The 25,747-nt window shown below is 69.8% G+C and carries 17 protein-coding genes; 12 read left to right on the top strand and 5 right to left on the bottom strand.

Features of this window, described 5'->3' with window-relative positions; all coding sequences use genetic code 11:
* Window positions 1-446: 446 nt before the first annotated feature.
* Entirely contained in the window at window positions 447-1,535 is a 1,089-nt protein-coding gene (locus OG524_RS05735) for a polysaccharide deacetylase family protein (protein WP_405809342.1), read from the top strand.
* Between the two features lie 53 nt (window positions 1,536-1,588).
* On the opposite strand, the gene OG524_RS05730 is transcribed toward OG524_RS05735, so the two are convergent.
* Window positions 1,589-2,848, bottom strand: a complete 1,260-nt coding sequence (locus OG524_RS05730) for an FAD-binding protein (RefSeq protein ID WP_405809340.1) — start codon at window positions 2,846-2,848, stop codon at window positions 1,589-1,591.
* A 518-nt stretch (window positions 2,849-3,366) separates the two neighbouring features.
* Here OG524_RS05730 and OG524_RS05725 point away from each other — a divergent pair.
* The 10 genes from OG524_RS05725 (at window position 3,367) to OG524_RS05680 (ending at window position 20,336) form a co-directional block, all read left to right on the top strand.
* Window positions 3,367-4,137: a phytanoyl-CoA dioxygenase family protein gene (locus OG524_RS05725; RefSeq protein WP_405392023.1), complete on the top strand. Its 771-nt coding sequence runs from the start codon at window positions 3,367-3,369 to the stop codon at window positions 4,135-4,137.
* 179 nt (window positions 4,138-4,316) lie between these two features.
* A complete protein-coding gene (locus OG524_RS05720; protein WP_405393311.1) occupies window positions 4,317-5,207 on the top strand; it encodes an aminoglycoside phosphotransferase family protein in 891 nt (296 codons plus the stop codon).
* Window positions 5,207-7,216 carry a S9 family peptidase gene (locus tag OG524_RS05715; protein WP_405392024.1) on the top strand — a complete coding sequence of 670 codons (2,010 nt, stop codon included), beginning with the start codon at window positions 5,207-5,209 and terminating at the stop codon, window positions 7,214-7,216. Before OG524_RS05720 ends, OG524_RS05715 begins: the two co-directional genes overlap by 1 nt.
* Window positions 7,217-7,320: 104 nt before the next feature.
* Window positions 7,321-8,937 carry an MBL fold metallo-hydrolase gene (locus tag OG524_RS05710; protein ID WP_405392025.1) on the top strand — a complete coding sequence of 539 codons (1,617 nt, stop codon included), beginning with the start codon at window positions 7,321-7,323 and terminating at the stop codon, window positions 8,935-8,937.
* Window positions 8,938-8,975: 38 nt separating this feature from the next.
* Window positions 8,976-10,265: an acetyl-CoA carboxylase biotin carboxylase subunit family protein gene (locus OG524_RS05705; RefSeq protein WP_405392026.1), complete on the top strand. Its 1,290-nt coding sequence runs from the start codon at window positions 8,976-8,978 to the stop codon at window positions 10,263-10,265.
* On the top strand, window positions 10,262-13,471 hold the full coding sequence (locus OG524_RS05700) for a non-ribosomal peptide synthetase (protein WP_405809337.1): 3,210 nt from the start codon (window positions 10,262-10,264) through the stop codon (window positions 13,469-13,471). Before OG524_RS05705 ends, OG524_RS05700 begins: the two co-directional genes overlap by 4 nt.
* Window positions 13,468-16,446: a type I polyketide synthase gene (locus OG524_RS05695; RefSeq protein ID WP_405392029.1), complete on the top strand. Its 2,979-nt coding sequence runs from the start codon at window positions 13,468-13,470 to the stop codon at window positions 16,444-16,446. Before OG524_RS05700 ends, OG524_RS05695 begins: the two co-directional genes overlap by 4 nt.
* Window positions 16,439-18,256 carry an amino acid adenylation domain-containing protein gene (locus OG524_RS05690; RefSeq protein WP_405392030.1) on the top strand — a complete coding sequence of 606 codons (1,818 nt, stop codon included), beginning with the start codon at window positions 16,439-16,441 and terminating at the stop codon, window positions 18,254-18,256. Before OG524_RS05695 ends, OG524_RS05690 begins: the two co-directional genes overlap by 8 nt.
* Window positions 18,253-19,020, top strand: a complete 768-nt coding sequence (locus tag OG524_RS05685; RefSeq protein ID WP_405392031.1) for a thioesterase II family protein — start codon at window positions 18,253-18,255, stop codon at window positions 19,018-19,020. The genes OG524_RS05690 and OG524_RS05685 overlap by 4 nt, the downstream gene beginning before the upstream one ends.
* A 29-nt stretch (window positions 19,021-19,049) precedes the next feature.
* On the top strand, window positions 19,050-20,336 hold the full coding sequence (locus tag OG524_RS05680; protein WP_405392032.1) for a condensation domain-containing protein: 1,287 nt from the start codon (window positions 19,050-19,052) through the stop codon (window positions 20,334-20,336).
* A gap of 79 nt (window positions 20,337-20,415) precedes the next feature.
* On the opposite strand, the gene OG524_RS05675 is transcribed toward OG524_RS05680, so the two are convergent.
* The 3 genes from OG524_RS05675 to OG524_RS05665 are packed head-to-tail and all read right to left on the bottom strand — an operon-like array spanning window position 20,416 to window position 23,458.
* Window positions 20,416-21,690 carry an ATP-grasp domain-containing protein gene (locus OG524_RS05675; RefSeq protein ID WP_405809334.1) on the bottom strand — a complete coding sequence of 425 codons (1,275 nt, stop codon included), beginning with the start codon at window positions 21,688-21,690 and terminating at the stop codon, window positions 20,416-20,418.
* Complete coding sequence (locus OG524_RS05670; protein WP_405809332.1) at window positions 21,690-23,177, bottom strand: AMP-binding protein; 1,488 nt, start codon at window positions 23,175-23,177, stop codon at window positions 21,690-21,692. Before OG524_RS05670 ends, OG524_RS05675 begins: the two co-directional genes overlap by 1 nt.
* A 26-nt stretch (window positions 23,178-23,203) precedes the next feature.
* The gene (locus OG524_RS05665) at window positions 23,204-23,458 is read right to left on the bottom strand and encodes an acyl carrier protein (RefSeq protein ID WP_405392035.1); all 255 of its coding nucleotides are present in this window, start codon (window positions 23,456-23,458) and stop codon (window positions 23,204-23,206) included.
* A gap of 402 nt (window positions 23,459-23,860) precedes the next feature.
* On the opposite strand from OG524_RS05665, the gene OG524_RS05660 reads away from it, so the two are divergent.
* Window positions 23,861-24,775 carry an aminoglycoside phosphotransferase family protein gene (locus OG524_RS05660; protein WP_405392036.1) on the top strand — a complete coding sequence of 305 codons (915 nt, stop codon included), beginning with the start codon at window positions 23,861-23,863 and terminating at the stop codon, window positions 24,773-24,775.
* Between the two features lie 88 nt (window positions 24,776-24,863).
* Here the strand turns inward: OG524_RS05660 and OG524_RS05655 are convergent, their stop codons facing one another.
* Entirely contained in the window at window positions 24,864-25,670 is an 807-nt protein-coding gene (locus OG524_RS05655) for an LLM class F420-dependent oxidoreductase (protein ID WP_405392037.1), read from the bottom strand.
* Window positions 25,671-25,747 lie beyond the last annotated feature (77 nt).

Here is a 25,747-nt window from a genome sequence, read left to right as displayed (position 1 = left end):
AGTCGTGTGGATTGCATTCGGGCAGCCCGAGCCTCCTGATGGCCCGATCCCACGACTTACGCAGGAGACCGGGGACCGGCAGGCCGCCATGTGCGTCGGCAGGTGCGCTCGACGCCCCGGGTGACGTATTGAGCCCCGTGACGGGCGACGGCCGGCGCGATCCAGATCCGGCTATGAAGCCGACATGTTGGTTCAGCGTCCGGTATCACATCGACGATCCCGAGTCCCGGCAGCGACCGTAGATTCTCGATCGGGCTCCGGTTCGCCGGCGCTCAGCCCCATTCCAACTCGTTGAGGTATGCACGTGATTGGTTGCCGCAGCGGGGGCGGTGTGTCAAGATCGCGGCCGAATCTGCGGCGGTCCCGCGGCGGTCCCGCGACGATCCCACGGGACCTTGAGGCGGCTGGCCGGTCTCGGTCGGAAGGGGGTCGTCTCTCGCAGCTCCTTGGCGGCTGTCCGCCAGAAAGGACGAGATTTGATGCTGTACTCCGGAGTTTCCTGGGGAGCCACCGGTTACGAAGTCGAGGTGCTGGATCACGAGGGGAACCACGCGGCGGCACCCGCCCGCTTCAGTGTGAGCGAGACGGACGCGATGATCGTCTATCTGCGGGACCTCGGCGGGAAGGCCGCCCACGTGGTGGACAGCACGAACGGCCTTCTCGACGGCCGCATGATGGCAGCCGGACTTGCCGTGTACCGAGCGGATCCCCACGTACTACCCGAACGCCCGCTCTTCGGCTCGGTCGAGGCTGCCGACCTCGCCCGGGCGGCGCAGCGGGACCTGTCCGCCCTTACTCTCCTGGAACGTGACCGGGGCACGCAGACCGGCCGGGAGGACGACCTCGAAGCCGGCATCGCAGCGAGCACCCTGGCCATCGACGCCCTTACCGGGGCAGGCCGTTGTCTGGGAGCTGGCACGCGGGACCGGCTGGAAGTTGCACTCACCTTCGACGACGGCCCCAACCCGCCCTACACCGGGCAGATCATGGACGTGCTCGAGCAGTACGGCATACCGGCGACGTTCTTCTGCATAGGGCTGAATGCCGGTGGCCAGGCCGAGGAAATCTCACGGATGCGGGACCAGGGGCACGGACTGGGCAATCACACCTGGTCGCATCCCTTTCTGCCGGAGCTCTCCCGCAAGCAACTGGAAGAGCAGATCACCCGCACCGGCGACACCATCGCGCAGGCCGGCGGGGGGGCTGCGCCGACGCTGTTCCGGCCGCCGTACGGATCACGGACTCCGGACGTGACGCGCTGGCTCGGAGATCTGGACTCGACGATCGTGTTGTGGGACGTGGACCCGTCCGATTGGTCGATGCCCGGCGCGGGCGTCATCGCCCGTACGGTGCTTGAGCAGACGCGTCCCGGATCCATCATTCTCCTCCACGACGGCGGCGGCGACCGCTCGCAAACCGTCGCCGCGCTGCCGATGATCATCGAGGGTCTGCTGGCGCGCGGCTACAGCTTCGCTCTCGTGGATGATCTGGTCACCCCCACCGGCAGGACGGTGCGCGCGGGGAACAGGATCTGACGGCCCGCGGCGCGGGTGCCGCTGCGCAGAGGGCGGCGGCACCCGCACGTGGCTCATCGAATCGGGAACAGGGCGTCCACATAGGAGTTGGCGAATTTCCGGGCGGGATCGCACTCGGCCATCAGTCGGGCGAAGTGGCCGGCGCGGTCGTAGCGTCCGACGACCTGCGCGGGGGCGGAGGCGGTCAGCTTCCCCCAGTGAGGGCGGGCCCCGAGCGGCATCAGGGCCTCCTCGACTGCCGCCATGGCCGGACGTATCTCCGTCTCGGAGTTGATCCAGGTGAAGTGAAAGGTGATGCTGTCCTGCCCGTACGCGGGGCTGAGCCACAGATCGTCCCCGCGAACGCTGCGCACCTCCGAAATGTGGATGACCGGCGCGATCACCGAACCGATGCGGCCGAGCGCCTCAAAGGCCGCCCGAGCTGCCGCACGCGGTACGAAGTACTCGGACTGCAGCTCCTCCCCCGCGCCCGGAATGAACTCCGCCTTGAAATGGGGCAGCCGCTCGTGCCACCACCCGGCGACTCCGAGCTGTTCGGTGCAGAAGTCCGTGGGCATGCCGGGGCAGGGGTGAACCGGCTCTGCCGCCTCCCGGCCACCCGCCCAGGAGGAGATGGGACGGTCGGTGCGATCCTTGAGGTACACATGACACTCGCCGTCGAGCCAATCCGTGAACAGGCTGACGCTGTAGGCCGCGCCGAACACGTCGTCCAGTCGTTCGGCGGCCTCGTCGAGCCCCACTCCGACCCGCACCCGCTGGGTCATCTTGTATGCGGATTCGATCCCCAGGGTGAGTTTCGTTACAACCCCCAGTGCGCCGAGCGATATGACCGAACCTGCGAAGCGCTCCCCATCGGCGTCTCGCCGCACCTCGAAGACATCGCCTTCCGGGCCCACGAACTCCATCGCCTGGACCGTGGCGGCGAGGCTCCGAAGGGTGTCGCCGGAGCCGTGAGTGCCGGTGGCGACGGAGCCGGCGACGGAGATGTGTGGCAGTGAGGCCATGTTCGGCAGGGCGAAGCCCGCCTGATGCAGCCCCTCGACCACGTGGGCGTACTTCATCCCGGCCGCGACCGTGACGGTGCCGGCCACAGGGTCCAGTTCCATGCGCCGCGGCAGACCGTCCAGCAGCACCAACTCGCCAGTCGTGTCCGCGATGCGACTGAAGGAGTGTCCGCTGCCCAGCGCCCGGATGTGCCGACTGCCGGCCACCAGGCGGCGGAGTTCATCGACGGAGCGTGGACGGTGGATGCGTGAGGTGCCGAATGTGACGTTGCCCGCCCAGTTCGTCGTGGGAGTGGGTGCTGTCGGCATGGTTGCTCCGATCACTGATGTCTAACCTGACAGAGGGACTCGAACAGCGGTTCTGAGACAAAGCAAGATGGCTTGATCTGGCGGCCGTCGGCTCCACAGATCGCCTCGCGAGGCCGGTCGGCCCGTACGGTGCAACCGGAATAAATTCCTCCGAATTCGCTTGAGCAACGACCGTGACGCCCTGCGAGGTTCAATGTGTAGCCCATTCCTGTCCGGCAATCGGACGTCTGTTCCGTGCCGGTAAGGAGGCTTCCGACGCTTTGCCGCCGAAAATTCACCTTGATCCATCTTTTCTGTCGGAACCGTGCGTCAATTGAACACCGCCTCATCGCAGGAGAGTTAGCCCCGGTCAGGGCTATGGGGAAACTTGATCGACAACGTCGAGAAGCCTTGCCAGACTCCGAAACGTTGTGTCAGAGTCTGGCGATCCCAAGATGCGCGAAGCGGAGTGAGTACTCTTGACGTCCATATCCTCCTCCACACTCGAAAATCAACGGGAGTTGTGCGCGGCGCAGCCGGTGCTGCCCGAGAGCGACCTGCGCAACTTCGTGGAGCGTGGATTCCTGGTATTTCCGAGTTTCCTTCCCGATAACCTTGTCCGCCAGCTCAGACTGGAGACGGATAAGTGGGTTGACGCAGGGCTGCGTGCACAGTCCATCGCGTGCGCCGTCGATCCGGAGGTCAATGGAGTGCCGGACCTGCTGGAGTTCGAGATGGGCGCTCACGGTGAACTCCTCGCATATCCGCCGCTGATGGACATCCTGGCCCAGGTGATGGGGCCGTCTTTCGTGTTCCATCACATGCACAGTGACCGGCAGGCGCCCGAAGTGCCCGGTAAGGCCTGGCATCACGACTACGAGCAGAGTCCGCAGGGTGAGCGGAAGTTCGCGATGGTCCACGCCCTCCACTACCTTGACGGGCTCGACGAGGAGACCTCCGCCCTTGTGGTTCTGCCCGGATCGCACAAGGAGGTGGCGGGAAAGCTGAGCCGGGCACACCTGGCGGAAGACGTTCTGCCGGGCGAGGTGGTCTTCGGTGAACTGCCGCCCGGATCCATGGTCCTGTTGCACTCGGCGCTGTTCCACACCCGCCGCGCCCGGCCTGACGGCGTGGGCAAGAACCGCTACTTCCTGGATGTCTCGTACTGCCAGACGGGCACCCTCTGGCCACCGGTCAAGCCCTATTGGCGGCACATGCTCCAGCGGGGTCGGGAGCTCGGGCTCGGCGGCGACAAGTGGCCCGAACTGTTCGCCGAGGAACACTTCTTGGAGTACGGGCAGTCGTCCTGACGTGCCACTTCACCTGTTGATTTTCGGTCACGGCCGCCGGTAGCGTGCCGGACGAAGCGCTTGTGCAGGCAGAGGGTGCAACTCACCTTCGGCCACGGAGAGTCTGCGTTCCAAGAACAACGCGGCAGGTCCCGCAGGAGCGCTCCACACAGAGGGGGATCGCCTTGTCCACTACGAAGATGCACGCCGACGAGATCGACATCGATGAGCCGCTTGTAGGACGGCTGATCGCAGCTCAGTTCCCGCAGTGGGCTCACCTTCCCGTTTCCAAGGTGGCCTCCGCCGGCACCGACAACGCCATGTACCGGCTGGGTGACGACATGGCCGTGCGGCTGCCGCGCATTCCGGGGGCGGCCCGACAGGTCGACAAGGAGCAGCGCTGGCTGCCCCACCTGGGCCCGCACCTGCCGATCGCCGTTCCGGTGCCTCTCGGCCTGGGTGTACCGGGTGAGGGTTTCGACCTGCCCTGGTCCGTGTACGGGTGGCTCGAGGGAGCCAACCTTTTCGACGAGCCCGTCACCGAACTCGCCGACGCGGCCGCGGAGCTGGGCCGCTTCGTCGCCGCCCTGCGCAAGGTCGACGCCACGGGCGGGCCGACCTCTTTCCGCGGCGGCCCGGTCGCCACCCGTGACACCGATGTCCGTGCGGCGATCCGCGACTTGGGTGCCGACGGCACCGTGAACGCGGATGCGGCCACGGAGGCGTGGGAGTCCGCCCTGCGGCTCCCGCAGTGGCAGGGTGACCCGGTCTGGATCCACAGCGACCTGCTTCCGGGGAACATGCTGGCCAGCAAGGGCCGGCTGACCGCCGTCATCGACTTCGGCGGGCTCGGTGTGGGTGATCCCGCCGTCGACGTGATGGTCGCCTGGAACCTGTTCACCGCCGAGACGCGGGGACTGTTCCGCGAGGCGGCCGAGGTGGACGACGACACCTGGGCCAGGGGACGCGGCTGGGCCCTGGCCTTCGGGCTCATGGCCGAGCACTACTACCACGTCAAGAACCCGGTACTTGCGAGCGTCGGCCGACGTTCGATGTACGAGGCCCTGGCCGACTTCCACGGCACGTCCTGATGTCCGTGCACAGAGGAGACCGGGGGCGAACGGCTGCCGCGTACGGCACATGGCGGTCGGCGATCACCGCGGACGACATGGTCCACGGGGTGAGCGACCTGGGATACGTGAGCTGCGCGGGGGAGCGCACCTACTGGGTCGAGACGTCGCGGTCGACCCCTTCGGACCCGCGGCTGGTGTACGCGGACCCCGACGGCGTGGTGCACCAGGCGCTGCCGCCCGGTCATCCGGTCCGCTCCGGCATGAACGGCTACGGGGCGCTGCCCTACGCGGTGCACGGGGCTGCAGTCTTCTTCGTGAACGCTGCCGACCAGGGCCTCTACCGGTACGAACCCGGTGGTGACGCCCTGCTGCTGGCCGCGGCGGCGGACGGGCGGACCACCCGCTACGGCGCCCCGGTCCCCGGCCCCCGGGGCGAGCAGGTCTACTGCGTCCGCGAGCGGGACTTGGGTTCGCAGACCGTGCACGACCTGGTCGTGGTGCCCGCCGACGGTTCGGGACGGGTCCGTGTGCTGTCGAGCGGCCACGACTTCTACGGGGCTCCCGCCCTGCACCCGGACGGCGGCCGGATCGCTTTCACCGCGTGGGACCATCCCCACATGGCGTGGGACCAGAGTGTCCTGAGGGAGATCCGCCTGGACGCGTCGGGCGCGGTCGCCGAGGACCGGATGGTCGCCGGAACGCCCGAAGAATCGATAACCCAGCCCCGGTACAGCCGCGACGGCCGACTGCACTTCGTGGGCGACCGCACCGGATGGTGGAACCTCTACGCCGAGGACAGCGACGGTCGGCACGTGCCGCAACTGCCCATCGCCGCGGAGTTCGGCCGCCCCGACTGGTCCATCGGCCTGCAGACGTACGGATTTCTGGGCGACGGAACCCTGATCGCGGCATGCCGCCGACGGGGCAAGGACACCCTGATGCGGATTCCCGCAGAGGGCTCCGCCTCGGCGCTCCCGGGTCCGTACGACGTACTCGACGTCCTCTCGGTCTCGACCGACGGCATCGCGGCCGTGGCGGGATCCACCAGCACGGCGCCCGCCGTCGTGCGCATCGCCGGGCACGGCCGTAGCGCCGCGACGGTGGTCAGGGAGAGCCGCACGGATCCCGTCGGAGCCGAGTGGATCAGCGTCCCGCGGCCGTTCGCCTTCCCCACCACGGGCGGGCTGACGGCACACGCCTTCCACTACCCGCCGGTCAACCCCCACTTCACCGGCCCGGCCGGCACCCCGCCTCCGCTCATCGTGTTCTGCCACGGCGGTCCCACCACCGTCGCCAGCGCTGCTCTGAACTACCAGATCCAGTACTGGACCAGCCGCGGGTTGGCGGTCGTCGAGGTGAACTACGGCGGCAGCTCCGGTCACGGGCGTGCCTACCGTGAGCGCATCCGCGGGCAATGGGGCGTCACCGACATCGCGGACTGCGTGAATGCCGCACGGCACCTGGTGTCCTTGGGCGCAGCCGATCCCGGACGCCTCGCGATCCGCGGACTGAGTTCGGGCGGGCTTACCGCCCTGGGAGCCACTGCTGTCGCAGCCTCCGAATTCACCGCGGTCATCAGCTACTTCGGCGTTACCGACCTCACCGAGATTCCGGCGCGCACGCACAAGATGGAGTCCCGCTACCTTGACGGGCTCATCGGCCCGTGGCCCGAGCGGCGAGACGTCTACGAGGCCAGGTCCCCGCTGCACAACGTGGCCCGCATGCGCACTCCCGCCCTGCTCTTCCACGGGCGAGGGGACAGCGTGGTGCCGGTGGAGCAGACCGAACGTCTGGCCCGGTCGCTGATCCGCGCCGACGTGCCGGTGTGTCAGGTCACGTATGAGGACGAAGGGCACGGATTCTCCTGTCCGGAGAATGTGATAAATGCGGCATCGATGGAACTTCTCTTTCTGGGTAGAATTCTGGGATTCGAGCCGGACTTGGCAGACCGTGATCTGTCCGTCGAAATTGCCAACAGTGGTCGGATTCGATGTGTCAGTCATCATCCGACCCTGAGCGGCGTATGAATTCCTTGCTCGACCAAGGCGCCTTGTAATAGCGTGTAATTGTTCGCTCGACCTGGCAACAAGCTGTCAAGAACCAGTACTCTGGCAGCAGCGTGGAGGCCTGCATGTGCGCTTATCTTTCCCCGTCCACCGTCGTGCAGCCGCTCATACACAGGTGGTATGCCGTTCCCTATGTGGCGGCACCGCACACGGGTGCATTGAATCTCACCAAGAGGCATTTGCCCGCATTGCGCGCCTATTTGGACGGCCCGGAAAAGCACGCCCGTGCTCTGGCCAACCCTTCCATGTTCGGCGCACCGTTCATCGACCCGGGCCACGCCGGCCCGCGGGACGTCGAGGATCTGCTCCAGCAAACGCTGGAGACCGGTGAGCCTCGGATACGGATGGCCGAGGACATCGAGACGATGCGCGCGATGCTCGCCAAGTTCGCTGACGGCCGTGCCCTGAGCCCTCTCTACAACGAACTGCCCGCCTCGCTGCGCGGCACCAGCGAGCTCGTGTACGACACGGCGAACCACCCGAGCCTGCGCTTCTTCGAGAGCCTTCTGTACCGGACGCCGGCCACCCAGCCCGAGGCCCAGGTCGTCTCACTGCTGGAGCGTCACGACCCGCAGCAGCCCTTCATCTACAGCTCCCCGGTACTCCCCGGAGCCCCGGACCGTACCGATCTGGAAGTGCCCTTCGCGTCCGAGCTGCTGGACGAACTGTTCGCCGCACGGCTGCACCCGGTTGACGTCGAGGAGCTCGCCGACCGGTTCGGCCTCACCGAGGAGCAGCGCGTCGGGTTCCGCCGGCTGTTCACGGAGGAGGAGCCGCGTTGCTACGCGCCCAACCTCACCGGCGACGTCCGCATGCAGTTCTTCGGCCACGCCTCGGTGCTGCTGGACTTCGGCGGGTTCACGGTCATGACCGACCCGACCGTCGGCTACGACGACGGCTTCGAGCAGCACTACAGCATCGCCGACCTGCCCGAGACGATCGACGTCGTCATCCTCAGCCACGGCCACTCCGACCACTTCTCCCTGGAGACACTGCTCCAGCTGCGCCGCCGGATCGGCACCATCATCGTCCCGCAGGCCTCCGGCGGCAGCCTGGCGGACATCGGCCTGCGCGCGATGCTGGAGCACTATGGCTTCCGTAACGTGGTCGAACTCGCCGACATGCAGGTGCTGGAGACCGGACCGGCGACCATCACCGCGCTGCCCTTCCTCGGCGAGCACGGTGAGCTCGATATCCGGGCGAAGATGGTCCCGATGGTGCGCATGGGCGGCCGAGGCTTCATGTTCGCCACCGACACCTCACCGCTGGACCCCACGATCTACGACCTCGTCGCCGAGGAGATCGGCACGGTGGACGCGCTGTTCATCGGCCTGGAATGCGTCGGGGCGCCGATGAGCTGGCTCTACGGGCCGCTCCTCGACGAGCCGATCAGCCGGGAGCACAGCGTGGACCGTGGCCTCAAGGGCTCCTTCGCAGCCCCCGCGGACCGCATCGCGGAGCAGCTGGGCGCTCAGCAGATCTTCGTGTACGCGCTGGGCATCGAGCCGTGGCTCAAGCACCTGACGGGCTGCTGGTACGACCCGGAGGCCGAGCAGCTCAAGCAGGAGGTCATCCTGCGTGGGCTCGCGGGAGCGCGCGGTGTGCCCTCGGAGCTGCTGTACATCACCGCGGAGCGGTTCTGGCCGGCCTGTGACGAGCAGTCGACTCCGGCCAAGCGGTAGACCGCACCACCGCACACGGACGGCCCACACTGCGACGGATGGATCGTATGCCCGAAGGACTGAGCGCCCCGCCGCGCCTAGGTGTCTTCTACGACGAGGGGGCGGCCGGGCCGGGCGAGATCGCGGCTGCGGCCCGTGCCTGCGGTGTCGCGCTCTTTCTGATTGTCGATCAGATATCCCCGCACGTCAGGCGGTTGCTGCCAGGTCTGCGCAACCGGTTCGACCTGTGTGACATCACCGGGCTCACGCCCGAGGGGGCCGAGGCTGCGGTGTCGGACAGGAGGCCGGACGGCCTGGTCACCTTCAGCGAGCCGTGCCTGACCACGACCGGCAGGCTGGCGGCCGCGGCCGGTGTCCGGCACTGGCATTCTCCCCGGGCCTGCCTGGCGCTGACGGACAAACACCGTCAGCGCCGAGCGCTGGCGGACGCGGGGATCGACGCCACGGCCTGCGCCGTGGTGAGGGACGACACGGAGATCGCGCGCGCCGTCGAAGCCGTCGGTCTGCCCCTTGTGCTCAAGCCGTGTACAGGCACCGGCAGCAGTTCGGTGCGGCGGGCGAACTCGGCCGCGGAGGCGGAGGCCGCCGCACGGGAGTACTTCCGGGACGGCACCGGGGGCGCCGTCCCCCTTCTCGTGGAGCGCCTGCTTGTGGGAGATCCCGGCCAGGCCGGCGCGGCCTGGGGGGACTACGTGTCGGTCGAGACCGCCGTGCACGACGGTGTGTGCCGGGCGCTGTGCATCACGGGCAAGTTCCCGTTGGTCGAGCCGTTCCGGGAACGGGGCTCATTCGTCCCGCACACGCTCGACCAGCCCTCGGCAGCCGCGGTCAACTCGATGGCCGAGGCCGCGATACGGGCCCTCGGCGTGCGGGACGGCATCGTCCACACCGAGGTGAAACTGACGGCGCAGGGCCCCAGGATCATCGAGGTGAACGGGCGCGTGGGCGGTCTCGTGGCCGATCTGCTGCGCCGCGGCGCCGGTTTCGACCTGGTCGAGGCCGCGATGCGGCTGGCGCTCGGGTCGCCCGTGGAGACGGCGCCCGTCTTCGACGGAGTCACCTATCAATACACGCTGGTGCCGCCCGCGGATGCGCGGAGCCTGGTGCGGGTCGCCGGAATCGACCGCCTCCGAGCACTGCCCGGCATCGACCTGGCCGACGTACGGACCACCCCAGGGCAGGCGCTCGACTGGCGGTCGGGCGCGGCCGGCCGGCTGGGCCGGCTGTACGGCCAAGTGGCGGACCACTCAGAGCTCGAACGGCTCGCCAAGGCGATCGAGGGCGCCTACGAGCCCACGTACGTGTACACGGAGGGAACAGAGAAGTGAACGCGGAGCAGGTACACAACGGAACCGGACGGATGCTTTCGTCCGCCCAGCTGAGGCTTTGGTTCGCCGGCAAAGTCGAGTCGGGCAGCGCGGAGTTCACTGCGCCGTGGGTCGGCAGGCTCAGCGGGCGGCTCGACGTCGACACCCTCGCCAGGGCCTGGCGGACCGTGGTCGCGCGGCACGCCGAGCTGCGACTGCGACTCTACGAGACCGGAGGCGAGCCCAGGCGTTCCACCTGGCCCGTCGAGGACTTCCCTCTCACGACACGGGTCGTCGCACCGGAAGAACTGGACGACGAGCTCGCGGCGGCCGTCACACGTGTCTTCGATCTGGTCGAGGGCCGCCTCGTCGCCGCCGAGCTGCTGACCCTCGGCCCCTCGGAACACGTCCTGGTGCTGAACGCGCACCACGCGGTCGTCGACGGGCGCGCCATGTCGGTCATCGTCAAGGACCTCTGTGCGGCCTATGCCGGACGGGACCTGGGTGCCCCCTCACGGCCCTACCTGGAGTACGTCGAGCAAGAGGGAGCCGCAGGGTACGCCTCGGACCGTTTCCACGCGTGGATCGAGGAACTGCGCATTCCCGAGATCGCCGAGCCCCTCGGTCTCGAGGCCCGCAAGCGGTCCGCCGACAAGCAGGGTGCGCTCGTCCGGGTGCCGTTGCCGCAGGCGACGTGGGAGGCGCTGCGCGCCTTCGGGCGTGAGCACCGCACCACGCCCCAGGTCCTGGGCCTGAGCGCCCTCGCCCTGACCCTGGGCCGCTACACCGACACCGACGACCTGGTGATCGGCGGCACGATGGACACCCGGTCCGGTGAATTCGCCGACACCGTGGGCATGTTCGTCAATCCGACGCCGGTGCGGGTGCGTATCACGCAGGACCAGCCGGTCCGGGAGTTCTGCCAGGCGACGCAGCGCAGCCTGCTACGCTCCTTCAGCCATCGCGGCGTCCCCTTCGAGGAGGTCGTCCGCCGGCTCCAGGTCACCCCCGACGTGACGCGCACGCCGGTCTTCCAGGTGCTGTTCAACTTCGAGGCCGCCCCGCCCGAGAGCGAGGTCCCCGGCCTGGAGATCGACAGTCTCGACCTGCCGGTGCGGGTCTCGAAGTACGACCTCACGCTCGTGCTGCGTGACAACGGCACCACCGGTGAGCTGCTGGCGACGTACCGTACCGCCCGGTACGACCACGCACAGATCGCGCAGCTCACGGCGCACGTCGCCGTGATGCTCGAGCGTTTGCTCGCCGACGGCGAGGCCGCGGTGGGTTCGCTCGAGCTCCTCTCCGAGGAGGAGAAGGCACGGCAGCTGGCCACCAGCCGTGGCCCCGCCGTCACCGAGGCCTTCCGTCCCGTCCACGACGTGGTCGCCGAGATCGCCGCCACCGATCCCGACCGCACCGCCGTCGTCTCGGGTTCCACCACCCTGACCTACGCGGAACTCATAGCGGGGGCCGACGCCCTCGCCGCGGAACTGGCGGGCCGAGGTGTGACCCCGGGTACGCCGGTGGCCGTCCTCATGGAGCCGTCGGCAGACACGGCTGTCGCGGTCCTGGGCATTCTGCGCGCGGGCGGCTACTACGTCCCCCTCAACCCTGGTCACCCGGTGGCACGGCTGGCTTCCGTCCTGGCGGACGCCGGGGTGGAGATCCTGGTGGGCGACGACGGCTGGCAGGAGCGGCTCGCCGTGCCGGTCCTCTCCCCGTGCCAGGCCGTGGGTGACGGGTCGGTGCCCTTCGCGCCGCACGCCGCCGCGCACGGCGACGCGGCGTACGTGATCTACACCTCCGGAACCGCCGGCGAACCCAAGGGTGTGGTGGTCGAGCACGGTTCCCTGGCTGCCTCGACCGCGGCCCGGCGCATGACGTACGGAGGCTACGACACCTTCCTGCTCGTCTCGCCGTTGTCGTTCGACTCCTCCGTCGCCGGCCTCTGGGGCACGCTGACCACCGGCGGACGGCTCGTGGTCGCCCAGACGGACGACATCCTCGACCCCGAGCGCACGGTGCAGTTGATCGAGAAGCACGGAGTCTCCGCCCTCCTGTGTGTTCCCGCCCTCTACGCCGGCCTGCTGGACCTGGCCATGCGCACCGCCCCGGAGCGCCTCGGCACGCTCGAGGTCGTCATCACGGCGGGCGAGGCACTGCCCGAGACGCTGCTGACCCGCCACTTCGACCTGCTCGGCCCGACGCGGCTGGTGAACGAGTACGGGCCGACGGAGACGACGGTCTGGTGTACCCACCGCCCCTTCGACCGGCCGGAACCGGTCGGCATCGGAGGGCCCGTCCCGGGCGCTGCCCTCTACGTCCTGGACCGGCAGGGCCGTGTCATGCCGCACCGCACCGGCGGTGAGCTCTACGTCGGCGGCGCCGGTGTCGCCCGCGGCTACCTGGGCCGTTCCGACATGACGGCCCAGGCGTTCCTGCCCGACCCGTTCAGCGCGGACGAGGACGCCCGGATGTACCGGACCGGCGACTGGGTGCGCTGGGACGATGACGGCTCCCTGAGGTTCCTCGGCCGGCGCGACCAGCTGGTCAAGGTCCGCGGCCACCGCGTGGAACTGGGCGCGGTGGAGGCCGCGCTGCGGTCCGCGGAGGCCGTTCTGGACGCGGCGGTGCTGCTCACACCGGGTGACGCGAGCCTGACGGCCTTCCTCGTCGTCGGCCCCGGGTTCGACGCTTCGACGGTTCGGGCCCAGCTGACGCAGATGCTGCCGCCGCCGGCGGTGCCGGGTGTACTGCGGGTGGTTCCGCAATTGCCGCGCAGTGCGCACGGCAAGGTCGACAAGGACGCCCTGCTGGCCCTCGGCCCGGCGGCCGACGAGTCCACCGCCGAGCCGGGTCCGGCGCAGGCAGCTGCCGGTCCCGCCGGTGAGCCGGCCTCGGTGACCGCTCTGCGGGCCGCGGTGGTGGCGGCGTGGTGCGACGTACTGGCCGTCTCCTCCGTGCCCTCGGACGTCAACTTCTTCGACGCGGGCGGCCATTCCCTGCTCGTGCCCTCGCTGCAGGCGGAGATCGAGGACCGGGCCCAGGCCAAGGTGGCCATCGTCGACCTCTTCACCGCCACGACAGTCGACGCGCAGGTGGCACTGCTCGCCACGGACGCCGCCCCTGCGGCGCCGGCTGTGGCCGCACAGCCGGCCGACGCGCGCCGTGCCCGGCTCGCGGCGGGCCGCTCCCGCCGGGTGACCACGGCGGAGGACGGCTCGTGAGGGACCAGTCCCTCGACGTCGCCGTCACCGGGGTGCACGCCCGGCTGCCGGGTCCTGAGGACACCGAGAAGTGGTGGGCGGCCGTCTGTGCCGGAGAAGTGCTGACCAGCCGCGTCGATCTGCGGGAGCTCGAGGCGGCGGGCGTACCCCGGCGCGTCCTGGAGTCTGCGTCCTACGTGCCGGTCCGCGGCCGGATCCCGGACAGCGAGCGCTTTGACGCCGAGCTGTTCGGGATCAGCCCGCGGGAGGCGGAGCTCATGGACCCGCAGCACCGGCTGATGCTCGAGGCGAGCTGGGCGGCGCTGGAGGACGCGGGCCGCAGTCCCCTGGTGGACACGCTCCGTACGGCGGTCTTCGCGTCGTCCAGCACCAGCAAGTACATGGCACGGATCCTGGGCAACCCGGAGGAGGTCTCCTCCGACGCCATGGAGGCCCTGACCGTCGGCACCGGCCGGGACTTCATGGCCAGCCGCGTTGCGTACAAGCTCGGCCTGCAGGGCCCCGCGGTCAGCGTGCTGACGGCGTGTTCGTCCTCGCTCGTCGCGGTCCACCTGGCCGTACAGGCGCTCAACAACGGTGACTGCGACCAAGCCGTCGTCGTCGCCGCGTCGGTCGGATTCCCGCAGGGCGGCTACACCTACGTCCGTGGCGGGATCATGGCGGCCGACGGCCGCTGTCGGCCGTTCGACGCCCAGGCCGGCGGCACCGTCGGCGGGTCGGGTGTCGTCGCGGTGGTCCTGCGCCGCCTGGAGGAAGCCGCTGCGGACGCCCCGGCGTACGGAGTGATCATCGGCTCGGCCGTCAACAACGACGGCTCCAGCAAGGCGGGCTTCAGTGCTCCCTCGGCAGCGGGCCAAGCCGCCGCCATCCAGGCCGCCTTGCAGGCGGGCGACGTTCCGGCCGACTCCCTCGGGTACATCGAGACCCACGGCACCGGCACCTTCATCGGTGACCCCATCGAGTGGACCTCCACGTCCAAAGCCCTGCGGGCGGCCGGGGCGGGCGACGCCCGGATCGCCGTGGGCGCGGTGAAGGCGAACATAGGCCACCTCGACGCTGCGGCCGGGCTGGCCTCCCTCTTCAAGGCCCTCCAGGTGGTCGGCCGCGGCCAGGTGCCGCCGGTCGCGAACTTCGGCGCGCTCAACCCCCACCTGGTGGACATCGACTCCCCGCTTTACGTCCCGACGCAGACGCAGGAGTGGCGCGGTCCCGAACCGCGCCGGGCGGGCATCAGCTCGTTCGGCATCGGCGGCACCAACGCCCACGTCGTCATCGAGGCGTCGCCGACTCCGGCTCAGCCGCTGCCGTCCGCGGCGGACCGAACCCCCGTCGTGCTGCTCTCCGCTGTCCGCCCCGAAGCGCTCGAGCGCAGCGCGGCCGGCCTCGCCGAACATCTGCAGGGCCACGAGTTGGCCGTCGCGGACGTGGCGCACACGCTGTCGGTCGGGCGGGCCCCCCTGCGGGAGCGGCTCGCCGTGACCGGCAGTACCCGTGGCGAGATCGCCGAGGCCCTGCGGGGCGATGGCCGGCAGGCGGTCCGCGGCCGGGTACCGCTGACGGGCGCGAGGCCCCTGGTCTTCGTGCTGCCCGGCCAGGGATCCCAGCGACCGGGCATGGCGCTGCCGTTCCGGGAGCGGCTGCCCGGATTCGACACCGCCATGCGTGAGTGCCTGGATGCCATGGAGCCGGCTCTGGCCCAGGCGGTGCGCAGCGCCCTGCTCGACCGGGACTTCCCCGCCTCCCGGCTTCAGCAGACCGACCTGGCACAGCCCGCGCTCTTCACCGTGGAATACGCCGCCGTGCGGGCCCTCGCCGGAGTCGGACTGCGGCCGGTGGCCCTCGCCGGTCACAGCCTCGGTGAGGTGACGGCGGCCTGCCTGGCCGGGGTCATGGACCTGCGCACCGCGATCGAGTTCGTCGCCCTGCGGGCCCGGTCCATGCACGACTGCCCACCCGGCGCGATGCTTGCCGTCGCGTGCTCGGAGGACGGTGCGCGCGCCCTTATGAGGGAGGCGGACACCACCGGTGCCGTCGGGCTGGGGATCGCTGCGGTCAACGGTCCGGAGAACTGTGTGATCAGCGGTCCGGTCGATGCCGTGGACGCCTTCGCGCAGCTGATCCGGGACCGGGTTGTGAGCCGCAGGCTGCACACTGCGCACGCCTTCCACTCGGCCGCCATGGAGCCGGCGGCTGCCGCGCTCCGCGCCTGCCTCCCGAGCGGTGCGGCCGGGGTGTCGCTCCTGCCCTTCGTCACCAACGTCGACGGATCGGTGGTCCCGCAGGGCACGGAGGTGCCGCTGACGCGGTTCGCCGACAGTGTCCGGGCCCCGGTCCGCTTCGGCGACGGCCTGGCCGCCCTGCTCGCGGTCTTCCCGGACGCCCTCGCGGTCGAGGCGGGGCCCGGCCAGGCGCTGTCCGCGATGGCCGTCGCCACCGGGATGGACGCGATGGCGCTGTCGCCGGGCAAGGACCCGCGGCCCGGGGACGAGTTCGCCATGGCGCTCGCCACCCTGTGGAGCCAGGGGCAGCCGCTCGACCCGGCCGTGCTCGTCCCGGCAGGGCGCCGCCTCCACCTGCCCGGCACCGTCTTCGGCGGCGCCCGGCACATCGCCCCCGAGACCAAGTGGCCCGCCGCGGGGGCGGCCCCCGTCCCGGAACCGGGCGCACCCGCCGTGCCCACCCCGGAATCCGCGCCCGCGGCAGAGGCAGGGTCCGGCGCAGCGCCGGTGCCCGCCGAGGAGGTCGCGGCCGCCTGGCGCGACCTGCTGGGGCACACCCACCTTGCCGAGGACGCCGGATTCGTCGACAGCGGCGGGGATTCGCTGCTGCTGATCCGAATGGCCCGCAGCCTGGAGCAGACGTTCGCCTTGGAGATACCGCTGCGCGAACTGATGCTGGCGCAGTCCTTCGGTGACCAGGTCCGCCTCGTCGAACGGCTCGTGAAGTCGTCATCTCCGGAGGTATCGGATGAGTAACAGCAGTCATCAGCAGCATTTCGAGTGCATCGACACCGCGTTCCGGCGGCAGGTGGCCGCCCATCCCGACAAGATCGCGGCCTGGGACGCGGACGGCAGTTCCACCTTCGCCGAACTGTGGGAACAGGCGGTACGACTGGCCGGCGCCCTGCGGTTGCGGGGGGTGGATGCCGGCGATGCCGTCGGTCTCCACGGCGTCGGCGACCGCGACTCGATCGTCGCCATGCTCGGCATCCTGCTCGCCGGCGGCCATTTCGTGCCCGTGGACCCCGCGTATCCCGCCGAACGCGTGGAGCGCATGATGGCACTCTCGGGTGCGTCACTGCTGCTCCGCACGGCGGCACACCCGCCGCCGGGCACGGTCGGCCTCGGGACTCCGCACGTGCGCGAGCTCATCGCGCAGACCCTCACGGGCGAGGCGGATCCCGCCGGACTTCCCGCGGGTTCACCCGACCGGCTCGCCTATGTGCTCTTCACCTCGGGGTCGACCGGTGTCCCCAAGGCCGTGGGAGTCCCGCACGGGGCACTCACCGCGTTGTGTCTGCGGGACGGGCCGGTCCGCCGGAGTCCGGACGAGGTCTTCCTCGTCAACACCATCCTGACCTTCGACCCGTCGATGCTGGAGATATGGTCGGCGCTGCTCGTGGGCGCCTCCGTGCTGTGCGCACCGCGCACGGCGCTGAGCCTGCACGAGACCGCGGCCCTGCTGGCCGACCCCCGGGTGACCACCGCCGTCCTCACGCCCGCCGTCTTCGCGCTCGTGGCCGAAAGCCATGTGGAGGCCTTGCGCGCACTGCGCTGCCTGATCGTCGGTGGCGACGTGATGCCGTTCGAGCACGCGGTGCGGGTCCGGAACCTGTGCCCCGAGCTCGAACTCGTCAACTGCTACGGGCCCACCGAGAACACCGTCGTCAGCACGGCCTTCTCGCTCATGGACTGGGAGCCGTCCGGGACCTCGGTCCCGATCGGCGGGGCCGTCGCGGGCTCGACCTGCTACGTGCTGGACGAGGAACTGCGGCCGCTGCCGCCCGGTGAGGTCGGTGACCTCTACGTCGGAGGCGACCGGCTGGCCGTGGGGTACGTCGGTGACACCGGCCTCACACAGGAGCGCTTCGTCACCGATCCCTTCTCGGCGTCGCCCGGCGCCCGCATGTACCGGACCGGTGACCGGGCCTGCCTGAACACCGACGGAACACTGGAGTTCCGGGGCCGTGAGGACGCGGAGATCAAGGTGCGCGGCTTCCGAGTGAACCTCGCGGAGGTCGAGGCACTGGTCGTGGAGGACGAGGACGCCGCCGAGGCGGTCGCCCTTCCCATGGGCACCGGGCATGACCGCCGGGTCGTGGCCTTCGTACGCCCCCGAGTGGTCACGGCGGATGTCAAGGAGATCCGGGCGCGGGTCGCCGAGCGAGCACCACAGCATCTGGTACCGGACGACATGGTCCTGGTGGCCGGCTTCCCGCTGAAGGCATCCGGGAAGACCGACACGGCGGCTCTGGCCGCCGGATACCGCCCGGCGGAGCCGGCCGGGGCCGTAGCCGCGGCGGGCGAGGGCGCCGGAGCCGTCGGGGACGCCGACGTGAAGACGCGGCTGGCCCGGATGTGGGAGGAGCGCACGGGTGGCGCCTCCGCCCACGACGGCTACGACTTCTTCAGCGCAGGCGGTTCCTCGCTCGACCTCATCCGCCTGATCGACAACATCTCATCGGGCTTCGGCGTGTTCCTCGACTTCGAGGACGTCTACGGGCTGCGCGACTTCGATGAGCTGCTCGTGATGGTTCAGGACCGTTCGCAGCAGGAGCGCGTATGAAGTCCGTTCGTGTCCTCAAGGCCCGCCCCCAGGCCTCGCAGCGCCTCGTGTGCTTTCCGCACGCCGGCGGCTCGGCGAGCTTCTACCGTGGCTGGGGGGCCGGCCGCGAGGACATCGAGGTACTGGCGGTGCAGTACCCCGGCCGCGCGGACCGGCTTGCCGAGCCGACCCCAGGGGACCTGCTCGAACTCGCCGAGGAGAGTGCCGCCGCACTGCTGCCCCTGCTGGACGGCCGGCCGGTCACCTTCGTCGGCCACAGCATGGGCGCGATCGTCGCCTTCGAGGCCATCCGCCGGATCGAGGCGGCAGACGGCGCGGTCCGCCGCCTGGTGGCCTCGGCCGCGCGGGCACCGCACGACCCCGACCACGTCTCGGCGCCCGGAACCGAATGGGACGACGAGGCGGCGGTGCGCAGCATCGTCGCCATGGGACAGACGGACGCGGCGCTGATGGCCGACCCCCGGGTCCGGGAGCTCGTTCTTCCCTATCTCAGGGCCGACTTCGAGCTCTTCCAGCGCTACGAGTACCGGCCCGCGACCACCCTCGCCTGCGAGGTACTCGTCGTGCACGGCGTGGAGGACGACCACGTGCGCGCCCACAAGGCCGACCTGTGGCGGGAGCTCACCCAGGGCCGGTTTGCACATGTGGAAGTCCCGGGCGGGCACTTCTACCTCTCTCCCGAACCGCCGCTCGACCTGTTCCTGGGTGAACTGCCGGTCACCGCCGATAACAGCACTGTCTCATTGGAAGTTGACCTGCCTTGACCGTATTCGAGCCTGTAGGGGACTGCGGCATGACCCGGATACCCACCAGCACCACCCAGACCAAGCGCCTGGCGCTGCTGCACGGACCGGACCGCTGGTGGAAGCCGCCGCTGGTGCACGCCATGTCCTACCCGGGCCGCTTCGACGTCCCCCGGCTGCAGACGGCACTGCGCCTGCTGGCACGCCGGCACAGTGGGCTGCGCACCCACTTCCTGCCCGACGGGTCGATCGACGAGGCCGGCTGCCTGCCCGCGCAGGAGGCCTCCTGGCCGTTCACGTTCGTCGAGGCCGACCCCGACGAGACGAAGGCCGAGGCCCAGGAGGCCGAGGCGTACTCCTGGCTGCAGGCCGACTTCGACCCGTACGAGCGGCCGTTGGTCCGTGCGCTGCTGCTGCGCCGGGCCCAGGACGACGTCCTGGGCCTGTCCGTCGAGCACAGCCTCTTCGACGGTCACTCCGCCCGCATCCTGATCGACGACCTGTCCACCGTCTACGAGGGCTTGGAGAGCCGGCCCGAGTCGGCGTTCGACGTCCTGGCCTCGGACGCCGTGGCGTTCGCCCGGGACGAGCGCCGGTGGCTGGACGGCGACGAGGGCGGTGCCGCCCTCGCCTGGTGGGACGAGCACAACGCCGGTCTCGGCCCGTACCCGCGGCTCCAGATCCCGGAGACCGGGCCGTTCGACCCCGACGAGACGACCATCTACTACTCGGTCCCGCTGGCCGAGGACGAGGTGGCGAGCCTGCAAGCGCGCAGGCTCGGCCTGCGGCTGTCGCCCTTCATGCTGGCCGCCGCGGCCGTGACGGTCACGTTGCGCGAGTACGCCCCCACGGACGACGTGGCGTTCCTGTTCTCCAACTCCCGCCGCTCGTGGCCCTCCACGAAGGAGCTGGTGGCCTACTGCGCCAACCGCTCGCTGCTGCGCCTCGACGCCGCCCGGACCGATTCGGTCGCCTCGGTGGCCCGGAAGGTGCGCACCGCGTCCATGAAGGCGATACACCACAGCATGTACAGCCACGAGGAGTACATGCGCACCCGGTTCCCCGACTCGTGGGAGCGTCAGCCGCACACCCCGTACCTGCTTCTCAACGTCATGGAGCAGCGCACCGTCCCGACGATCGCCGGACTGCCCTCCCCGCGGGTGTCGCTGCCCACCCGGCCGGGCGTGTACAACCCGCCCGGCATCGGCCTCAACCTAGCCATCCACCGCGACGGTACGGGGGTACTGCTCAGCTTCCACCCGCAGGGCATGTACGACCGTTCCTTCATCGAGGAGCTCACGCGCACCGTCGCGAGGCGGTGCGTCACCGGCGAGTGAGTGGCGGCGCACCATGACGAACTGGCCGGAAGGAGCCTCTGAGCTCCTCCCGGCCAGTTCTCCGTGGTGCGCCGTGTGGTCAGCGCCGCGCGGCCGGCACCGCCGTCTCGATCACGAACCGCCGGGCAACTCGAACCCGCAGCTCCTCCAGCTCCTCGGGCGTCTCGGCCCCGAACACGACGAACAGGTACCACTCGGAGGGGTGGCTGAGCCGCACCCGGTCACCGACCTTCCTGGAACACCGCCAGCTGATCACGCCGGGGAACGAGGCGAACTCCTCGTCCGAAGGGATGGAAGTGATCACGCCCGGCTTCTCCGGCCGCAGGTGCACACCGGCGACGTAGCGGTGCTTCCGGTCCGGTGGCGGGCAGGTGCCCGTGGCGGCAGCCCGGCCCACCAGGCCCCAGATGGAGTGCCCCAGATGGGCGCTGAGCATGTCGGGGATCCAGCCGCCGCTGACCCGGGTCGCGATCTCCGAGAAGACGAGCTCGCCGTTCGGCCGGATGAAGGTCTCCATGTGCGTGGCGCCCTCCTTGATGCCCAGCACGCCGTTGATCCGCCGGTGGATCTCGCGTGCCTGGCGCACCAGGTCCGGGTGCTCCTCGGGCAGCAGCACCCGGGAACCGTCCATGCTCGCCGCGTCCTCGTCGTCCGCGATGGCGAGCCTCGGTGTGTGGTACTGGTGCAGCACGAAGGTGAGCGGTTCGCCGTCCGCCCAGATCGCGTCCACGCACAGCTCGCTGCCGGTGACGAACTCCTCCACGATCAGCTGCTTGGAGTTCAACAGCGGCTCGAAGGTGAAGTCGGCCGTCACCGCCGCGAGTTCCTCGGCGTCCTTGGCACGCACCGTGCTCATGGAGCCGTAGCCGGCCGCGGGCTTCACGATGACGGGCATGGTGAGCGCCTCGGCCACGGCCGCGACTGCCGCCCGGTCGGTCGCGTCCGGCAGCGACATGAAGCCGGTGACCGGCACTCCGGCGTCCCGCACCCGCTGCTTCATCAGACGCTTGTCCCGGTGCGAGACGGGGAACAGCGGGTCGGCCACGGTGCCCAGGAGAACCCCGAGATAGCCGGCGCCGAACTGGCACAGCTCACCGTGGCCGATCACGAGATCGACCTCCCGGTCGCGCAGCCGGATGTCGACGGCGACCCCGGACAGCTCCTCCAGGGAATCGAAGCTGCCCACGCGGTACACGCCCAGACAGCGGTCCAGCAGCTCCTCGTCGAGGTCTTCGTGCCGCAGGTCGTAGCGGTCGAGCACCATGTAGACGCCCGCGCCACAGTCCAGCAGAGAACTCAGGATCTCCGCCTGCCACTTGCAGACCACGACGGTCCGTCTGCCGTTCGCCAGCATCAATGCTCCTCTGGGGCGGTACGAAGGAGGGGAGCGCGGGGCACCCGTGAGGAGGAGGCCGTGGGCTCGTCCCCCTCGTCGAGCACAGCACGCAGTGCCCGGCGGTCCACTTTGCCGCTGGGCAGGAGGGGAAGAGAAGGGAAGGCGAGGATGCGGTCCGGCAGTTCCGTGCCCAGAACCGGCTGCAGCCTGCGGCGCAGTGCCGCCGCGGGTCCTTCGACCCCTTCGACGGCCAGCACGATCCGGCCGCTGGGGGTGAGCTGGAAGCAGCAGGCCGCGCGCACACCGTCCAGGTCGACGGCGGCCGACTCGATACGCGCGATGTCCACGAAGGTGCCGTTGCGCTTGACCAGCGTGTCCAGCCGGCCGGTGACCACGAGGTCGCCGTGCTCGTCCAACTCGCCGCGGTCCTGAGTCCGGAAGCGGGTGATCCCGTCCCTTCGTCGCAGCCGCAGCTCGTCGTCGGCCGAGCAGCTGCCGGGGAGGTACCCCAGGGAGCCGTGCGGCGTGCTGATGGTGATGCTGTGGGTCCGGACAGTCCGGTCCTGGGCCGCGACCGGTTCCAGTTCGACCTCGGTTCCGGGCAGCGGCCTGCCCACGGGCTGCAGCCCGTGGCCGGGGTCGTCCACCACCAGGTGGAAGAACTTGGCGAGCGTGGTCTCGGAAGGCCCGTACAGGTTGATGACGGCGGTGCCGGGTGCCGCCGAGCGCCACCGGGTCACGTGTTGCCCGTAGAGCGGCTCACCGGCGAACAGGGTCCAGCGCAGCTCGGGCATCCGTGTGGCGGCCGCGGAGATCCACCGGGCACTGAGACTCGGCACGAGGTGGACGACGCTCACCGCGTGCTCGGCGATCCACGGCAGCACGGCGTCGGGCCTGGAGCGGACATCGGCCTCCGCGATGTGCAGTTCGCCGCCCGCCATGAGCGGCAGCAACAGGTCCCGGAAGACCACGTCGAAGGAAGGCGAGGTCAGCATGCCGGTGCGGGTCCCCGGACGGATGCCGAGCGTTTCGATCTCCCAGTCCAGGAACTGCAACAGGCCGCTCGCCAGCCCGATGATCCCCTTGGGAGTGCCCTGGCTGCCGGAGGAGAAGACGACGTAGCCGGCCCCTTCGGGCAGGATCCGCGGCTCCACCCCGGGCACGGGCTCGACCTCGGTGCCGGGCAGGCGGATCACGGCGCTCGGACGGGCCGCGTCGATGGCGGCGGTCACCCGGGACGCCGATTGCGCGGCGTCGATCAGTACCGGTACCAGGCCGGCGGCCCGTACCCCGAGGAAGGCCCCGGGCAGTTCGGGGTGGCCGTCACAGAGGATGACGACGGGCGAGCCCGGTGGCAGACCGGGCCCGGAGCATCGGCGCCGCCATTGTTCGGCCTGCTGTCCCAGCTCTGCGTAGCTGAGGCGTTGCTGCGCGCCCACGATCGCGGTGAGACCGCTGTGCCGGGCGGCGACGTCGCGGAACCGGGTGACGATGGGACACGTCATGGTCGCTGTCACGGGACCGGCCCCTGTTACCGGGCGCCGATCTCTTCGATGCGCTGCTCCAGTATCCGGGCGAGCTCGCCCAGGGAGGTGGTCTCGAAGACGTCCTCGATCGAGCAGGTGACCCCGAGCTCCTCGCTCAGCCGGCCGGCGAGCTGGATCATCTCGATGGAGTCGAAGCCGAAGGCGATGAGGTCGGTGTCCACGGCGAGTTCGGCGTCGCAAATGCCCGAAGCGACGGACACCACCGTGTCGACCGTCCGCTCCGCACCGGTGTTGGTCATGAGGTCTCCTCGTTGTACGGACGGCTGGCGGCACTCACGGGATGGAGGCGTCGCAGGGGTCGACAGGGCGCGCGACAGGGCCGGTCGGGCCGTATGAGGGGAGAACAGCCGCTGTCTGTGCCGGCGGGTGTGGCCGGGGAACCCTTCACCGTCAGATCGCGTGTGTTTCTGGAATCTAAGAGAGGGATCGGGAGGTTGTCAATGGATCTCCACTGCGGCAAACATCGCAGCTGGCAGCGCATGTGACACATGGTCAGAGACCATTTTCGGCCGAAGTTCCCGTTGTGCCGGACAAGATCCTCATCAACCTCACAGACGTCGGCCGGACGTTGACCGGCGCGCTGTGCGTCGGCGTATCCTGCGCTCGTTCCGCACGGCCTCCGGAAATTCAGGGAGTTACCCATGTCAGGTGCCGACGCGTCCGCCGACGGAGTCGACGTAGACGCCGCTCTGGTCCGGCGGCTGCTTGCCGCACAGTTCCCGCAGTGGGCGCACCTGCCCGTGGAGCGGGTCGATTCCGCGGGAGTCGACAACGCGCTCTACCACCTGGGTGATGACAAGACCGTGCGCCTGCCCCGGTCGCCGTGGAGCGCCGAACACATTCGCAAGGAGCAGCGATGGCTGCCGGTCTTCGCCCCGCAGCTTCCGCTGGCCATACCCACTCCGCTCGGCAAGGGGACACCGGGCGAGGGCTATCCGTGGCACTGGTCGGTCTACCAGTGGCTGGACGGCCGGGACGGCATCGACACCCCGCTGGCCGACGAGCACGAGGCCGCCCGCGCGCTGGCCGGCTTCGTCGGAGCCCTGCACGGGATCCGCACCGCCGACGGCAACCGCTCGGGCCTGCACAGCGGACTGAGGGGAGTGCCGCTGCCCGTCCGAGACCCGGTCGTCCGGGAGTCCATCGCCAACCTGCGGGGCATCGTGGACGTGGACGCGGTGACGCAGGCCTGGGAGAACGCCATCGCGGTGCCCGCCTGGCGTGGCGCGCCCGTCTGGACCCACGGCGACCTGCACCCCGGCAACCTGCTCGTCCAGGACGGCCGGATCGGTGCGGTGATCGACTGGGGGCTGATGAGTGTCGGCGACCCCGCACTGGACGTGATGGTCGCGTGGACCTACCTGTCGGCCTCGGCACGCGTCACCTTCCGGGAGCACCTGGCCGTGGACGATGACACCTGGGCACGCGGACGCGGCTGGGCCCTGTGCGTCGGGGTGATCGCCTACGCGTATTACATGCGGACGAACCCGGTGCTCGCCGGATTCAGCAAGCGCGCCGTCGACGAGGTTCTCGCGGATCTCCAGCCGGCGGTGTGAGCGGCTGCGGCAGGCGCCGCAGCCCACTGCGGCCGCGCCGGGCGGCGGGGTCGGCAGGGACCGTCCCGAGCCGCTCGGCCGCGCGCCTTCAGCCCTGCTCGGCCCGGTCCCGGTCGCGCCAGGCGATCCACTTGCGCAGGACGCCGAGGTCGTAGTCCGGCCCGCCGATCCCCACGGTGAAGAGCGAGACGCCCAACTTGCGCAGGCGCGGCCCGAGCACATCGGGATCACCTACGTGGGAGGGACCGCCCCACACGCCGGTGGACACCTCGATCTCCGCGATGTCGCGGCCGATCGCGGTGCAGTGCCCTCGCAGTACGGCCAGCTTCCTCTCGATCGTGTCCGGGTCGGCGAAGCTGTGCCAGATGTCCGCGTGCCGGGCGACCAGCGGGAGGGTCTTCTTCTCCCCCTCGCCGCCGATCAGAACGGGAATCTTCCGGGTCGGTGTCGGATTCATCCGGGACATGCGCGATTCGATGCGCGGGAGTGCCTGCGCGAGATCGTCCAGCCGCTTGCCGTCCGGCGGGAAATCATATCCGTACTCGACGAAATCCCGCTCGCACCAGCCGGCGCCGACGCCGAGAATGAGCCGCCCGTCACTGATGTGGTCGACCGTCCGGGCCATATCGGCAAGGAGCTCGGGATTGCGGTAGCCGTTGCAGCTCACCAGGGGGCCGAACTCCGTTCTGCTGGTTGATTCGGCCCAGGCGGCCAGCATCGTCCAGCATTCGAAGTGCATTCCATCGGGGTCGCCGGTCAGGGGAAAGAAATGGTCCCAGTTGAAGATGACATCGACGCCGAGATCCTCCGCCTCGGCGACGGTGTCGCGGATCTTCCGGTAGTTGGCGTGCTCCGGCTGGAGCTGAAGTGCAACTCTGGCAGGCTTGGTGATCATGCAGGTCAGCGTAACTCAGAATGCGGCCCAACGGCTTCCCCCGATTTGCCGGTTGAGCATTTCGGGAGCATCCTTGA

This window comes from Streptomyces sp. NBC_01520 (genome assembly GCF_045040375.1).
Classification (GTDB): Bacteria; Actinomycetota; Actinomycetes; order Streptomycetales; family Streptomycetaceae; genus Streptomyces.
This window is presented reverse-complemented; position numbering and strand designations above follow the sequence as displayed.